The sequence below is a fragment of the Streptomyces sp. col6 genome (genome assembly GCF_008042035.1).
GTDB lineage: Bacteria > Actinomycetota > Actinomycetes > Streptomycetales > Streptomycetaceae > Streptomyces.
In genome coordinates this window covers 78787-93563 of the sequence record NZ_RDBL01000027.1, presented here as the reverse complement: position 1 = coordinate 93563, position 14777 = coordinate 78787, and the positions used below count along the sequence as shown (strand labels likewise).

At 65.6% G+C, this 14777-nt stretch carries 10 protein-coding genes and 3 pseudogenes; 5 read left to right on the top strand and 8 right to left on the bottom strand.

Going from position 1 to position 14777, the window contains the following annotated elements; genetic code table 11:
- The first annotated feature begins 506 nt into the window (after nucleotides 1–506).
- Nucleotides 507–764, top strand: a complete 258-nt coding sequence (locus EAO73_RS27435; protein ID WP_224756480.1) for a hypothetical protein — start codon at nucleotides 507–509, stop codon at nucleotides 762–764.
- Nucleotides 765–1142: 378 nt separating this feature from the next.
- Here the strand turns inward: EAO73_RS27435 and EAO73_RS27430 are convergent, their stop codons facing one another.
- Complete coding sequence (locus EAO73_RS27430) at nucleotides 1143–1304, bottom strand: hydrophobic protein (protein ID WP_147974239.1); 162 nt, start codon at nucleotides 1302–1304, stop codon at nucleotides 1143–1145.
- A gap of 175 nt (nucleotides 1305–1479) precedes the next feature.
- Here EAO73_RS27430 and EAO73_RS27425 point away from each other — a divergent pair, with 175 nt between their 5' ends.
- Nucleotides 1480–1653: a CsbD family protein gene (locus tag EAO73_RS27425; protein WP_147974454.1), complete on the top strand. Its 174-nt coding sequence runs from the start codon at nucleotides 1480–1482 to the stop codon at nucleotides 1651–1653.
- A 35-nt stretch (nucleotides 1654–1688) separates the two neighbouring features.
- Here EAO73_RS27425 and EAO73_RS37400 read toward each other — a convergent pair whose 3' ends face one another.
- Nucleotides 1689–1844: a hypothetical protein gene (locus EAO73_RS37400; protein ID WP_412075456.1), complete on the bottom strand. Its 156-nt coding sequence runs from the start codon at nucleotides 1842–1844 to the stop codon at nucleotides 1689–1691.
- Between the two features lie 122 nt (nucleotides 1845–1966).
- Here EAO73_RS37400 and EAO73_RS27415 point away from each other — a divergent pair.
- Nucleotides 1967–2089, top strand: a pseudogene (locus EAO73_RS27415) (DUF302 domain-containing protein); the annotation flags it as partial.
- 93 nt (nucleotides 2090–2182) lie between these two features.
- Here EAO73_RS27415 and EAO73_RS27410 read toward each other — a convergent pair.
- Together EAO73_RS27410 and EAO73_RS27405 are read right to left on the bottom strand one after the other, a co-directional pair.
- Nucleotides 2183–3607 (bottom strand): sensor histidine kinase, encoded by a 1425-nt coding sequence (locus tag EAO73_RS27410; protein ID WP_147974238.1) that lies wholly within the window; start codon nucleotides 3605–3607, stop codon nucleotides 2183–2185.
- A complete protein-coding gene (locus tag EAO73_RS27405; RefSeq protein WP_147974237.1) occupies nucleotides 3604–4341 on the bottom strand; it encodes a response regulator transcription factor in 738 nt (245 codons plus the stop codon). Before EAO73_RS27405 ends, EAO73_RS27410 begins: the two co-directional genes overlap by 4 nt.
- A 173-nt stretch (nucleotides 4342–4514) precedes the next feature.
- On the opposite strand from EAO73_RS27405, the pseudogene EAO73_RS27400 reads away from it, so the two are divergent.
- Together EAO73_RS27400 and EAO73_RS36810 are read left to right on the top strand one after the other, a co-directional pair.
- Nucleotides 4515–5237: pseudogene (locus EAO73_RS27400) on the top strand (ferric reductase-like transmembrane domain-containing protein); the annotation flags it as partial.
- Nucleotides 5238–5243: 6 nt separating this feature from the next.
- Entirely contained in the window at nucleotides 5244–5546 is a 303-nt protein-coding gene (locus EAO73_RS36810) for a C40 family peptidase (RefSeq protein WP_224756501.1), read from the top strand.
- 71 nt (nucleotides 5547–5617) lie between these two features.
- On the opposite strand, the pseudogene EAO73_RS27395 reads toward EAO73_RS36810, so the two are convergent.
- The 4 genes and pseudogenes from EAO73_RS27395 to EAO73_RS27375 form a co-directional block, all read right to left on the bottom strand.
- Nucleotides 5618–6382, bottom strand: a pseudogene (locus EAO73_RS27395) (transposase).
- A gap of 102 nt (nucleotides 6383–6484) precedes the next feature.
- On the bottom strand, nucleotides 6485–7012 hold the full coding sequence (locus tag EAO73_RS27390) for a DUF6584 family protein (protein WP_147974235.1): 528 nt from the start codon (nucleotides 7010–7012) through the stop codon (nucleotides 6485–6487).
- A 593-nt stretch (nucleotides 7013–7605) separates the two neighbouring features.
- A complete protein-coding gene (locus tag EAO73_RS27380; protein ID WP_147974233.1) occupies nucleotides 7606–8283 on the bottom strand; it encodes a hypothetical protein in 678 nt (225 codons plus the stop codon).
- Between the two features lies 1 nt (nucleotide 8284).
- Nucleotides 8285–14728 (bottom strand): RHS repeat domain-containing protein, encoded by a 6444-nt coding sequence (locus EAO73_RS27375; RefSeq protein WP_224756479.1) that lies wholly within the window; start codon nucleotides 14726–14728, stop codon nucleotides 8285–8287.
- Nucleotides 14729–14777: the final 49 nt, after the last annotated feature.

The following is a 14777-nucleotide window of genomic DNA, read 5'->3' as shown; positions in this document are numbered from 1 at the left end:
GCCCCCTCAGGTGCCCGCTGCCCCACAGAGAGTGCGATTTCTCATGGCCGAGACCCCGCCCGAGCCCGCCCCCAGCACCGAGATGCCTCTCCCCCGCGACCGGCCCGACCAGCAGGCACGCACCGAGGACGATCCGATGTGGCCGCTACACGCATCCTCCCACAGCTGAGGAACCCACGCCCCAGGAGGTGGCGTGCCTTCCTGGATCGGTATGGCGAGCTGTATGTGAAGCGCCATGCCGACGATGAAGGACTGGCTGATCTGCTGGACGAAGATCAGCTGGCGGCCCTGGACCAAGGGGAGCGCATTGAGGCGTGGCTCGGTCAACCGCCCGCACAGGAGGAAGTCCTGGCGGCTTCCGAGATGCGGCTAGGAATGCGATCTCCCCCGCCTTGCAGGGATTCTTCCTGTCGAGCAATGGGTGGACGCGCCTTGACGGCCACGTGGACGAGGTCCATCCGTGTGAGCGCGTGGTGGGGATGCGGGACAGCGAGGCCGGAGCGCGAGTGATCGAGACCTACGCCTCGATACCCGGCAACGAGGAAGACGTCGAATTATTCCGCCGGTCCATCCAGATCGCCCGCGGAGAGGACTTCTGGCTGCTCGATCCGGCCGACGTCAGGCTGGACGGCGAGTGGGCCGCCTACGAATTCACGCCGAAGTACGGCGACACCACGCACTACCCAAGCTTCTCGGCACTGTCCCACTCCGCGCTCGAGAGCATGGAGGAGGAAGAGGAAGACAATGACGAAGACGTGGACTGAGGCGGCCAAGCGCCCGCCGAGCAAGGGTTAGACCTTTTCCTTCGGATCATTTCGCTGACCAGATGAGGATGGCTGCTATGCGGCGTCCGGCGAGGTAGACGGTGGCGGTCTTGTCGTAGCGGGTGGCCAGGCCGAGCCACTACTTGAGCTTGTCTGATGCGGCACTCGGCAGTGTTCCGGGCTGCCTAGGCCCTTCACGACACCTCAACACGGGGTTGGGAAGGCTCAGGAGCCGGGGTGGTGTCCGTGCTGGAGGCCCATAGTTCCCCTATGCGCCACGGACAACACCCCGGCCCTGATTTATCCCTACCCCGATTCGCGGGATTCATGGACACCGAGGCAAAATCATGGACACGTGCCGGAGGCTGGCTGGTGAATTTACCAGCGGTACCAGCGGCCGCTACCGCCCTTGGGACGGGCCACGAAGCCCACCAGCCACAGAACAAGAACGATCGCGGCGACAATCCAGAGCGCCTTCAGCGCAAAACCAGCACCGAAAAGAATCAGGGCGAGCAGAAGAACGAGCAGCAGGGGAACCATTGTTATTACCTCCAGGCAACCGCCTGCCCCGCCACACTCATGTCACACATACAGATTTCGGGTTGCCACATCGGCGGTCCGTGGAGGCGGGTTGCACCGGGGCGGAGTTTAGGAGGAGTCCCGGCGGACAAACGACTGGTGTCCTTGTATCCCAGTCAGTGAGGGTGTGGTCGTTGTGTCGGGTGACGAGAAGGCGCAGGCGAAGGTCGAGCAGGCCAAGGGCAAGATCAAGGAAGTCGCAGGCAGCGCGGTGGGTAACGAGCACCTCAGGGCCGACGGTCAGGCCGACCAGGTCAAGGGCGACGCCCGCGAGACCAAGGAAAAGACCAAGGACGCCTTCAAGCACTGATCCCCTCAACCACACTTCCCCGAGTGCCCGCCGATTTAATCGGCGGGCACTCTTGTGTGACCGCAGTATCGCGGCGATAGAGGTAAAAGCCGAAAAGCACGGAGCAGATTCCTGATCGCGGCCCGGCCTTTGGCGGGGTTACGCACCGACAGGAGGACCTCGGCTCCGGCTGCGGCGAGACGGGTGGCGATGCCGAGCCCGATGCCGTCGCTGGCGCCAGTGACGGCGGCGCGGCTGCCGGACCAGGTCGGGAAGGGTGAAGCCGGAGGAGGCGCGAGTCATGGGGGCTCCAGAGAGGAGAGAGGCTACTCATCTGGTGCAGGCTGTCGATCCCAGTACCAGGGTCACCCTCACCGGCCTGGATGCCATGGCTCCGGTGGCCGGGGAGGCCATCCGCCGTCTCGACGCGGCGCTCGCCGCGGTCGAGGCGGCCTGACGCGAGAGCCGGGCCGGCCCGTCGCGCCCCGGGAACACCCCGGGGCCGGGCGGAAGAGATCGGACCTGTATGCCGCTTTCTTCCCCGGGCGGCTCAGCCCGGCAGCATGAAGCGGAAGGTGGTGCGTCCGGGCCGGCTGACGACGCGCACGGTTCCTCCGTGGGCCGTGATCACGGCGTGGACGATGGCGAGTCCGAGCCCCGTGCCGCCCGTGCTGCGCGAGCGGCCCTGGTCGCCGCGGACGAAGCGGCCGAACACCTCCGGCAGGAGCTCCTCGGGGATACCCGGTCCGTTGTCGCTGACACTGACCTCGACGCCGGCCGCGGAGGTGGCGAGCGTGAGCGACACCTCAGTGCCAGCGGGTGTGTGCGTTCGGATGTTGGCCATGAGATTCCCGATGGCCTGCTGGAGCCGGTGGGCGTCTCCGTGGATGACCACCGGCGCGTCGGGAAGGTCGAGACGCCAGTGGTGGTCCGGGCTCGCCGCGCGGGCGTCCTCCGTGGCGTTCAGGATGAGCAGGGTCAGATCGACGGGCTGGTGTTCGAGCGGACGTCCGGCATCCAGGCGGGCGAGCAGGAGGAGATCGTCGACCAGTCGTGTCATGCGCTGTGTCTCGCCGGCGATGCGTTCCAGTGAGCGTCGTACGTCGCCGGGCACGGGCCCGCGGTGGCGCAGCGCGAGTTCGGCGTGGCCACGGATGTTGGCGACAGGGGTGCGCAGTTCGTGACTGGCGTCGGCCGCGAAGTGACGGAGCCTCTCCTCACTGGCCTGGCGACGGACCAACGCGTCCTCGACGTGGCCGAGCATCCTGTTGATGGCCGCGCCCAGCCCTCCGACCTCGGTCCGGGGATCGGCGTCGGGCAGGGGGCCCGGCATCGACACCTCGCCTGTAGCCAGGGGCAGATCCGCCACCTCGGAGGCGCGTGCACCGACGCGCCGGAGCGGGCGCAGCGAGGCCCGCACCCACAGTCCGCCGACGGTGCCGGTGGAGACGATCGCGGCGGCGAACAGAGCCGCTTCGACCGCTACGAGCCGGTGCACCGTCTCTTCCACCGGACGCAGCGGAAGTCCGGTGATCAGGATGTCGTTGTCGTCCCCCCGGACGGCGGTGACCCGGTATTTCCCGAGGGCGGAGAGGCGGAGGGTGTGTCCGTGGCGGTCCGGGGGGACACCGAGGAGCGCACCGCGGTCCTCGCTCGTCAGCGGCAGTGGCCGGTCTGTGTCGTCGTCGACGACTGCCGCCTCGGTGACCCTGCCGTCCATGACCCGGGCCCCGAGGGTTCCTTCCGCCTGGCCCCGGGTGTCCGACCGGTTGTCGGCGTCGGGCTCGCTCTCGTACTCAAGGCTGGCGGCGAACCGGCCGCCGGACGCGTACAACTGCTCGTCAAGACGTCCCATCAGGAAGCCGCGCAGGGCGAGCACCGTGGTGATCCCGACCGCGAGACAGGCGAAGGTGAGCAGCGAGACCATTCCCAGGGTCAGCTGGCCGCGCAGCGTTCGCGGCAGGATCTGCCTCAAGACGCTTCCGGCTTGAGGACGTAGCCGACACCGCGCACCGTGTGGATCATCGGGGACCGGCCCGCGTCGATCTTCTTGCGCAGGTAGCTGATGTACAACTCCACGATGTGGGCCCGCCCGCCGAAATCGTAGGACCAGACGCGGTCGAGGATCTGTTCCTTGGAGAGCACTCGCCTAGGATTGCGCATGAGGAAGCGCAGCAGCTCGAATTCGGTCCGGGTCAGGTCGAGGGTGACGCCGCCGCGTCTGACCTCTCTGGCTTCCTCGTCCATGGACAAGTCCCCCACCGCAAGCCGGTGCGTTCCGGGCTCCGCCGACATGCCTGCCCGGCGCAGCAGGCCGCGGAGGCGGGCCAGTACCTCCTCCAGGCTGTACGGCTTGGTGACGTAGTCGTCGCCCCCGGCGGTGATCCCGGCGATCCGATCGTCGACTTCGTCGCGGGCGGTCAGAATCAGCACGCACAGGCCGGGATCCGTCTGTCTCAGGGAGCGCAGGACCTGCAGCCCTTCGATGTCGGGCAGCATCCTGTCCAGGACCACCGCATCAGGACGGAAGGCGGCGGCGGTCGCCAGGGCGGTGGCGCCGTCGGCAGCTGTCTGCACCTCCCATCCCTCGGCTGCCAGGGCTCTTGAGAGGACTTCGGTCACGTCGGGTTCGTCATCCACGACCAGAATGCGCAGCGGTCCCCCGCCGGGCCGATGGAGCCGGGGTGTCGCACCTGTCGCTTCCCTCATGTCTCCAGCGTCCCTGGGTATCGGCGGAGGCGGCGTGAGGCCAGCCTCTGAGTTTCCTCTGAATCGTCCTCGCACATGGGCCTCGGCAGCCGATTCAGAGGCCCCTCAGAGGATCGCTTGTGAGGCTGGGCCACCCAGACGGCCGTAGTTGGCCGGCCCCTTCGGAGGAGTCCATGTCCACCACGCAGACCGTCGCACCGGCCCGACGGCCCGAACGCCATCGCCTTGCGGGTCGGCCCGCCGTCCCCTTTCTCGTCCAGCTGGGCATCTGGTCCGGCGCCGCCGGGGTCCTGGCCCTGTGGTGGACCAACACGGCCTCGGTGGCAGGCACCGCGGGCTGGCTCACCGGCGCCGGACGCATCACGGGACTGCTGGCCGGTTATGCCTGCGCGGTCCTGCTGCTCCTGATGGCCCGGGTGCCGCTCCTCGATCACCGCATCGGGACCGACCGGCTCGCCCGCTGGCACGCCCTGGGAGGACGCTGGACGATCTCACTGATCCTCGCGCACACCCTGCTCATCATCTGGGGATACGCGTTGGCCGCGCACACCGATGTGGTCAGTCAGACCTCCACGCTCGTCCTCCACTACCCCGACCTGCTCAAGGGCTCACTGGGCTTTCTGGTCTTCCTGGCGACCGCGGTCTTCTCGGCCCGTGCCGCCCGGCGGCGCATGAGTTACGAGACGTGGCATTACCTGCACTTCGCGACCTACTTGGCGGTCTTCCTCGCCTTCGGCCACCAGCTCTCGGACGGAGCGGACTTCGTCGGGAATCCTCCGGCCCAAATCGCCTGGTACGGCCTTTATCTCGGTGTGGCCGCGCTGGTGGCCTGGTACCGGTTCGCCGTCCCCGTGAAGCGCGGCTTCCGCCATCGCCTCCGCGTAGCCGCCGTCCACCGCGTAGTGAAGACCCGCTCCCACGTGCCGTTGACCCGGCCTCATGCTCTACGCCTTCCACAAGGGCGCCGGCATCACCTCCCCCGCACTTCCCAGCAGATGCGGCACTCCGGAACCCACGTCGAACGAGGCGGCATGAAGCCCGGCGACCTCATCGTGATCAACAACGACGGGAACTGGGGACACGTCGGCCTCTATGTCGGCAACAACACCATGATCCACGCACCTAGGCCCGGCAAGACCGTCGCGACCACGTCCTTGGCCGGGTACTGGGAAAAGTACGACTGGGACGCGCGGCGGATCCTATGACGATTAAGCGTTGTCCCGTAAATCATCCCTGAGTGGCTTCGGGCATGGTGGGCTGCTGTTCAGCGGGTGGGCTATCCGGCGAGGGCGAGGTTGTGCATCCGGGCGATGCCGAGCATGGCGTGGACGCCGTTGCCTTTGAGGCGGCAGTCGCGGAGGATCTTCCAGGCCTTCATGCGGGCGAAGACGTGCTCGACGCGGGCGCGGACCTGCTTGTGAGACTTGTTGTGGGCCTGCTTTCAGCCGGGCAGCTCCTCGCCCTTGCGGCGCCGGTGGGGCATCACGAGTCCGGTGCCCGGATAGCCACCGTCGGCGATGGTCATCGTCTTGCCGACGGCTGCCTTCGCGCCGGATTCCTCCCACGCCTTGCAGTCGTTGCGGTTGCCGGGCAGGGACCTGACGACCGCCACGACGAGGCGGGTGTCGGCGTCGATGACGACCTGGTGGTTGGTGGAGTACCGGTAGTTCTTCGAATGTTCTGAGATGGTGTGGTCACGGGTGGGAATTAGGGTGCCGTCCACGATGAGCACGGTGTCCTTCGCAAACCGCTTCCGGGGCTGGAGGGCGAGCATCGGCCCGAGGTGGTCGATGATCCGGTCCGCCGCTGACTTGGACACCCCGAACCGCGGTGCGAGTTGACGCAGGGTCAGGTTCGTTTGCCAGTAAGCCGCAACCGGCAGTGCCCGGTCCTCCAGCGGCAAGCCCCATGGCCAGCCCTTGCGGACCGCATCCGCACCCTGACGCCGCAGCACCGTCACCAGCTTCCCGAACAGGCGAGGGCTCAGCCCAGCAAACGGGGCTATCCAGGACGACTCCGAAGCCGTGATCACACCAGACACCTAAAGATCATGTCACTCGGCACCGGGCCTCCCTTGCGCCGTAGTTCTGGACGGCCCCGCCGAACCCTGAGCGGCGCCCCTCGCAGGACGCGGAAACCTGAGTCAGCCGAAGAGGGCAACGAGTCCATTCACCCAGATCGCGAGGAACACAAGGGCCGCCACCAGGCAGCCGACGCCTGCCAGCGCACCGCCGACCGTCCATGCCTCGGAGGGCGCCTCACTCTCCCCTTTCAGGTCGCCCCGGTAGGAGGCGGGGTCATCCCAGTCGACGGGGTGCCCCAGCTTTTCAGCGCAGGCGGTCCGCACTGCGACCAACTGTCCCTCTGCGAAGGTGGTGCCGGCCCTCACCTCAGGGCCGTGCCAAGCGAGGTACTTCATCCGCCACCCGGGAGAGCCGTATCGAGTCTCGAAGGCGGCGGTCTCGTCGATATTCCGGTCCTCTTCGAGGTACATCCAGCGTCCGGCCTCGGCGGCGTCTCCGTAGAGCCGGTACACCTCGGCCAGTCGACGGCGAAGCGTCAGGTCATGCGGGAAGGACGAGATGAGACCACGCAGGCGCTGGCGCGCGACGGGAACCCGGCCGGCGACCAGGTCTGCATCGACTCGGGCGAGTGTCTCTGTCAGGGGCATGCACGCATGATCATGCACCGCACTGACCTACGTCGAACTGGTTTCGTCGCTCAGCGCTGCTCGTTCTCCACGGCATCGACTGGATCTCACTGAGAACGGGACACCGCCAGTTACGGGACAGCTCTTAGGCTTGGCAGGGCCGGCTACGGGAATCCGCCCTCCGCTTCGTTCCTTAATGCAGTGTCGCTGGCACCCACGCCGGTTGATACGACTCGTTTGATGATCCGTCGTCATCTGCAGCTTCTCCAGCCAGTGCAACAGCTCCAATGCCTCGTCATTCGCGATCTTGATCATCACCTGACTGCCACTCATTGCACACCCCTGTGGCTCGGTCCGCCCTTGGCCGTACGAACCTACTGGCCGCGGACCTTGACCAAGCACATATGGGCTCCGCACTCTGAGGCTGGTCGTGGCGTTCATCGACACTGCGACTCACCAGTAGGAAGGTGCCATGCGGGATTCCCCGGCCCCGTGGCCGGGGAATCCCGCGGGCTCACGGTCCGCGCCTCCCTTCAATCTGGTTGGAGGGAAGCGCGGGTACCGTCACCAGTTCGCCGACTCAACTGGCAGCGATCACCACTGCCGAATCGAGGTCAACGCAGCGCCAGCGCGGCGAGCGCCAGGAGTGCGAAGCCCCCGGACCAGCCGAGTGTTCGCCCAATGACGCCCCCGCCGGAGATGCGGCCCACATACACCCCATCCCTCCGCAACAGCGAGGACGGCTCAGACCACAGGTAGGCCAGTACCCCCACGCCGAGAAGCACACCCACACCAAGCCAGTGGCCAGCGCTTACAGCTCGTAGGGAACGCCGCACGCAAATGTCCGTGATCACAGCAAGAAACGTTGCCAGGACCGCCCACTTGAGCCACATCGGTTCGATCAACCGCCAGTAGAGCACGGGAATGAACATGGAGAGACCGCCGAGGTGGGACAGTGGATCGGACGAGTCGAAGGAGATACGTTTCCCAGTGCTGTCGAGGGACGACCGTACCAAGTCCACGAAATCCTGCTCATCACCCAGCCCGTCGAACCGGTGACTGAGTTCCTTTTCGCCCAGCAGTCCTGTGGACCATCGTGCCGTCACTTCTTTGGGGGACACATAGATCACATGCATCGACGTCGCTCGCCCGTCGCGAAAGTCACGAGACAGCTCAGACATTCCGACTTCTTGAGGGAAGACAGAAGAGATGGAAGCCAGGAATCCCAACAGGAGCACCAGCATGGCGCTCATGCGGAAGGCTCGAAGAAACGCGATACGCTTCACCATCATCTTACTGGGTCACCGTAACAGTCCAGTAATATGTTTGATGCAGCGTACCCATCTGACGACCCTGCGCAACATCAGGCCAGAAGTGTGTCAAAGAACCCATGCCTGTTCCATTGTACGCAGCGAAGGCAACCGTGAAGCTCTTATTTCGCTTATCTACATTGATTACCTGGTGAAGCTGGTCATAAGACCCAAAGAAAGCCTCTGGTGTCCCGGAGCCACGTTTCCCATCTGTGAGCATTCCTGCCACATCTCGGAAAAAATTCAACTTTGGATCCGTGCGCTTCGATACATTGCCCAGCTTGGTGTTCGGATCAGAAAGGTTGACGTCATAACCGGCACCGGAAATCTCCTTCTGAAGCTCGGCGAGCAATTCCGTTGAGTACTTATTTACGGCCAAACGCTGGGTAAGGAGACTCCCCGCACCAAAAGTACGAACTCCCCCCTTCCCGTTAAGCCACTCGTTGAGCAAGTCGTTCCAGGTCTCGGTCGAACCGATTTTCGCAACGTCTGCACAGCCAGCAGCGACTCCAGAGGACACCCTCGCACCCTCGACGCACTTTGAGTTACCAGCCACTGTCAAGACATAACTTCGCAGCTCTTTCGCGAGACTCCTATAGAGAGACCCTTGTTCTTTTTTCATTAGTTTCGCTAGACCCGAAAGTGCATCTTGGCACGCCTTATCACAGCCCCCGGATTCACTGCTAGTGGTACCACTCACATCCAGGGAACTACCACCGTCTGACCCACCGCTACCCCCAGAGGTTTCTCCCTTAGGGGAGGTCCCGCCCCCGCTGTTCATACTGCCTTCGTAGGGAAGGATTCGCATCAGGCCGCTGGGGTCGGAGTACGTGGTGGGGCTGTTGTTGCTGTATGTGTAGCCGTTCATCTGCTGGGAGTCGGTGAGGTCGAGGACCGGGTCGACGGAGATGAAGCGGCCGAGGTCGGCGTCGTATTCGCGGGCGCCGAGGTGGGTGAGGCCGGTGGTCTTGGTGTCGTCGGTGCCGCCGACGAATCCCTTGGTGCCGGACCAGGTTGTCGGGGATTCGCCGCGTTCTCCGCCGAAGGGGAGGGTTCGGCGCTGTGTGGTGGCGAGGTTGGCGGCCTGGATGGAGAGTTCGCCGGTGCCGTGCTGGTCGGCGATGGTGAAGGCGAAGGTGCCGTCGTCGCTGCGGATGGCCATCTGGCCGCCGCCGAGGTCGAAGTAACGGGTGGCCTTTGCCTTGGTTGCGCCGGCGGGAAGGGTGACCTCGGTGTTCCCCAGGTACAGGGTGGTCTCGGTCGGGGTTCGGCCTATGAGCCGGTTACCCGAGGCGTCGTAGAGGTAGCTGGTGGTCTTGCCGCTCTTGGTGACGCTTGCCAGGTGTCCCTCGGCGTCCCAGGTGAGCGACTGGCCAGGGCGGGTGATCGTGTTTCCGCTGGAGTCGTAGGTGTAGGTGTCGGTGGTGGAGACGGCGGACCCGGTGGTCGTCCGGGAACTCAGGCTGTGCGCCTGGGCCGTGCCTGGCGTCGGGTAGGAGTAGGTGTCCTTGAGGTCCTTGGCCGTGTCACCCGTGACGTCGTGCCGGGTCTGCGTGGCGCGGTTGCCGGACTTGTCGTAGGTGAAGGACCGCCAGTACGGGGCCGGGCCTCCGACCTGGGACGCCGCCGCTGCCGCTGCGCAGGTTGTCGTCGGCTGGGCCCAGGCTTCGGTGAGTCTGCCGAGGTAGTCGTAGGTGAAGCACTGGTTGTCCGTGCCGGTCCGGGACGTGTCCGAGATCGAGCGGACGTTGCTGGCCTCGTCGTAGTGGTAGGTGGCGTAGCGGTCGACTCCGGGCTGGTCCTGGCGGTCGACGCGAGTGGTGGCCAGGCGCTGGGTGCCCCACTCGTAGGTGTTGGTGACCTGCGTGGTCTTGCCGCCGTCGGTCAGGCTCATCTGGTACTGGAGCGGCTTGCCGGTGAGGCTGTAGCTGACGCTGGAGGTCATGCCTTCGCCGTAGACCGTGGCGGGGCGGAGCGTTGCGTTGTCGTAGGTGTAGTTGGCGGAGCCGCCTGGCAGGGAGCCGGCTGCGGAGTAGCTCTCGGTTTCGGTGAGGCCGGAGGTGTGGAAAGTGGTTCCGGTCTGGTAGGTGCCCTGGAGGGCGCCTTCGGCGGCGGGGATGACGACGGCGGTCCGGATGGGGCGGTAGAGCCTGTCGTAGGCGGTGACCTTGGAGGTGTACGCCTGTCCGTTCACGTACCGGGTGGATTCGGCGAGCTGCCCCTTGGCACCTGTGATCGTGTCGTAGACCTGCTTGGTGCGCAGGGTTCCGGTGGCGGACTTCTCGCGTACCTCGGTCTGGCGGCCGAGGTCGTCGTAGAGGTATGCCAGTCCGGGAACGTCGGTGCGCGAGCCCTTGACGAAGGTCCTCTGGCCGCGGTCGTCGTAGGTGGTGTCCGTGGTGCCCTGGTCGGGGTCGGTTGTCGAGATCTTCCGGCCGAGCTGGTCGTAGGTGTACGTCCAGTGGTTTCCGGCGGGGTCGGTGACCTTGTCGAGTTCGTTGCGCGGTGTGTAGTGATAGGTGGTGGTGTCGTAGGCGGCGTCAGCGGATCGGCTGTGCAGCTGGCGCAGTTCCGTGGTGTTGCCGCGGGCGTCGCTCAGCACCGTGGTGGCTGTGCCGCCGACCGGGGGGATGGTCGTGGTGCGGTCGCCGCCGTAGATGGTCTTGGTGGTGCTGAGGATCTGGCCGCCGTCGCCGTTGCCGGCCATCTGCTGTGTTTGTACGGCGCGGTTCATGCCGTCGAAGGTGACGCGCGTCTGGGTCTCGACGGACAGTGCGTTTTCCGGCTTGAAGAGCTGGGTGCTCGGTGCGTCCGTGACGTAGTAGGGGGCGAAGGTTTTGGCGGCGAGGCCGCGTTCGTCGTAGAAGGTGTCGCTGATGATGCTGCCGTCGTCGGGCCCGGGGGCCTGGGTCTGGCGCTCTCGCAGGAATCCGTCGAGCAGCTGGTAGGACGTGATCTGTCCGCCGGTGTTGTTGAGCGACTTCGTCGCGATCACGACCGGCTTGTTCTCATCGATCGTGTAGACGTATTCCTGGGTAGGCGTCTGTGTGTTGTGGCGGTCGGGGGCCCAGATCTTGGTGGTGCGTCCCAGCGCGTCGTGCGCGTACTCGGTGACGTTGTTGTTCGTGTCGGTCTGCTTGGCGACGATCCCTCGTGCCGGGTCGAGGTCCGTGGTGGTGACCTGTGACGTCGTGGCGTCGGACGCCTTGGCAGGCGGGGTGGTCACCTTCGTCTGGGTGGCGAACCCGGTGGACGGCATGTACGCGGTCGTGGTGGTTCGGCCGTCGGTGCGTGTGCTGCGGACAGGGGTGCCGTCATTTGTGACCGTGACGTTGGCGGTCAGGTCGGTGGCGGTCAGCTGCCTGCCGTAACTGTCGAAGGTGGCTCCGGCTTCGAGGTAGGTGGCCTTCGTGCCGTCGTGGCTCTTCAGTGTGGCCGTGGCGGTGACATCGCCCTTCGTGGCCGCGGCGCCGTAGGCACCGCCGTCATAGACGGAGCGGACGTCGCTGATGACGTCCTTCGTCTTGTCGACGGCCGCGTCACAGGCCTTTGCGACTGTCTCCACGCGCGCCGGCATGCTGAGGATTGCCGTGTTCGCATCCCCGGCGTAGGTGGTGCGCGTGCATGTGTTGTCCGTGGAGGTGGTGTCGTCGCCGTAGTCGTTGGCTTCGATGATTCGGCCGGCGATGGTGTCGTGCTTGGTGGCCGTGGCGGTGGTGCGCCACTTGGTGCCTGCACCGCCGTCCAGCGAGGTCCAGGTCTTGCTGCTGGAGGTTCCGGTGAAGTTGGAGGTGACGGTGCCCCAGTCCCGGACCTTCTTTCCGGTCTGGGAGTACCAGGGTCGGCTGATGGTTTTACTGAGAGCCTTGCCTTCGGACCCGGGCTTGTCGAAGGTCACCGTCTTGTAGCCGAAGCCGGGGACGGCGTCGGCATCGGTGATGGGTTCCCCCTCGTCCTCGTCCAACGTCACGGAGACGGGTTTGGTGCCTCCGGCTGCGTTCAGGCGGTCGCCGTTCATGCCACGCAGGAAGTAGCTGTCCTGCTGTGTCTTCATCTCAGTGGCGCCGCCCTGGCCCCCGGTCCTGACCCTGACGTGCTGGTAGCCACGCCACTGGGACCAGGTCTTGTCCTTCTCCTTGGTCAGGCCGTCGTCATCGTCGTAATGCCAGGCGGCATCACCGATGTAGTCGTACAGGGTGACCTGGTCCGGCGACTTCCCTGTGCGGTCCGTCTTGGTCACTGACTGGGCGACGTACTTGTTGAACCACTGAAGGTCCGCGTCAGCAGTGCTGTCACCGCCGATGTACTGAGGGAAGCACCGCGTGGTGTTCGTCTCCGGAGTCGGCAGCTCGCTCCAGTTGCATACGGGGGCGGAGAAATTGGCTTCGACCTGCCCGCCCGACTCGTCGGCCACGCTCGAGAGCCGGGCCTTGATGAACGGAGCGTAGCCGTCGCCGGTCTTGTCGAGCCGGTTCTGCAGCTGTGTGTAGTCCAAGGTGGTTTTGGGGAGCGTGATGGACGGGCTTGTCGATTCCCCGGTGTGCTGGATGCTGTCCAGCAGGAGCTGGTAGTCGGTGTCCGCGGTGCCCCAGCGGTGGTCGAGCTTCCAGGAGTCGACCTTGTCGTAGGTGCCGGCAGTGTTGAGGACCTGGGTGGTGATGCCGGTGAGCCGCTTGCGGGTCCAGAAGGACGGGGAGAGCCGGCCGTTGTCGCAGCTGGTGCCGGCCTTGCAGTTGAGGTCCCAGGGCGTGTCGTACCAGTAGGCGGACTTGGAGTCGATTGTGTCCGGGGCGCAGGTCACACCGGTCTGCGGCAGGCAGCGTTCCTTGTTGCTGAAGGCGACCTGGGCCAGCGGTTTGGCGTAGTAGTCGCTGGTCCTCAAGCCGTAGTTGATCTTGTCGAGGTACCCGCCACGGACATACGACGTGTCGTCGTCGGCCTTGAGGTTGCGGCCGTAGGAGTTGTTCTCCTTGCCATAGTGGAAAGTGATGGCGTTGCCGTGTGTGTCGACGACGACATCGAGGTTCCATCGCCAACCTTGCTGACACCAGGATTCAGCGAATGTTGCGCCGTGGCACTTTTCACCGCTGTCGTTCCCGTAGACCGGTGCTGTCCAGACCGAGTCCGTGGACTCGTTGCCTTCTTTCCAGCCGCTGGGCCGGTTGTAGCCGAAGTAGTAGCGCGTACCGTCCGGGGTGGTTACGCGCCAGTACTCGCCGTCGTTGTCACCGTTGGCGAGTTCGGTGTTGTAGCCGCGGGCGATCTTCGTGCCGTCGTCGTTCTTGAGCTTGAAGGTGTCGATGCCGGTCTGGACGAGTTCGCCGCTTGCACCGTTGAACGAGATGTAGGCGTTGTCATAGGCCCAGCACAGGTCGCCGGGCTTGTTGCCGTCGGCGTTCTTCACGCCGTCGTCCGCGCACGGCTTATAGCGGCGCTCGATGGAACCGGGCCACAGGTCGAAGCCGTCGCCGACCCACGAGCCCTGGTTGTTCGTCCCTCCGGTGCGCCCGTCGATGGCACCCGACGAGTAGGAGAGGCCGACGCTCGGCTTCAGACCGCCGGGCACCTCGGGGGTCTGGAAGTCGTAGGACCAGGTGAAGTCGCCGGAGTTGAGGTTCGTGGTCCACGTGGAGGAGGGCGAGAGGGAGGTGGCCTTGTAGTCGCCCTTGTCCCCCTCCGGCGCCGCTGTGGCCGCCAGAACCGTCGGTGCGCCGGCCTGCAGTGACACGGCGCCGGCGGTCAGCGTCTGCTGGTCCGTGTTGTTGACGGCCGTGATCGGCTGCGCCTTGCGGCACTTGTCCTGGTCGGGAGTCGTCAGCGCGCAGGCCGGCAGTTGTACCAGCTGCATGCGGGACGCGTAGGAGCCCCCGAAAGACTGCGCGAAGGACGAGTAGTCGACTGAGACGTCGACCGGAGCCTTGCCTGTTGCAGACGAGTCCACCGCCTTGGGGGCGAGGGTGAAGAGCAGTCCCTTCACTCCCGCGCGCTTGGCGCGCTTGGCGTCAAATACGCGGGAGGTGACGCCGTCCAATGCCGGGGATTCGCTCGCCGCGCTGCCTTTCGCCGTGTTCTTGCCGGCCGCGCCTCGCGTGGCGCGCGCGACCCCGATGGGTTGCCCCTTCGGTGAGGCGAACCGCTTCGCCCCCTTCGCGCCCTGGGCCGGAAGCGACGTGGTGACCTCAGTCGCCTTCGGCAGCGTGCTGTGCGGGGTGACGGCCGGGACGCGGGACCCGTTGTGCTGCGCCCGCGGTTTCACCTTCGTGTCCTTGGTGCCTGCTACGGGCTTCTCCGAGGCGGGCAGACCGGGCAGGCCCGGGGCCGCAGCGGCGACGGGGGTTGCCACACCCTGCAGCAGACTGCCTATGAGGACCGTGGACAGGACGAGTGAGGTTCTGCGGAGCAGTCTTGCTCCGGGGCTGGCTTTCATACGTGACGTGTCCATCACTTTCAGGCACCTGACCACTCAGGAGGGCCGG

What these genes read in the sequence shown, in the direction of transcription:
- EAO73_RS27375 (WP_224756479.1), bottom strand. Translation starts at nt 14,728, where the DNA reads ATGAAAGCCAGCCCCGGAGCAAGACTGCTCCGCAGAACCTCACTCGTC.
- EAO73_RS27405 (WP_147974237.1), bottom strand. Translation starts at nt 4,341, where the DNA reads ATGAGGGAAGCGACAGGTGCGACACCCCGGCTCCATCGGCCCGGCGGG.
- EAO73_RS27430 (WP_147974239.1), bottom strand. Translation starts at nt 1,304, where the DNA reads ATGGTTCCCCTGCTGCTCGTTCTTCTGCTCGCCCTGATTCTTTTCGGT.
- EAO73_RS27390 (WP_147974235.1), bottom strand. Translation starts at nt 7,012, where the DNA reads ATGCCCCTGACAGAGACACTCGCCCGAGTCGATGCAGACCTGGTCGCC.
- EAO73_RS27380 (WP_147974233.1), bottom strand. Translation starts at nt 8,283, where the DNA reads ATGATGGTGAAGCGTATCGCGTTTCTTCGAGCCTTCCGCATGAGCGCC.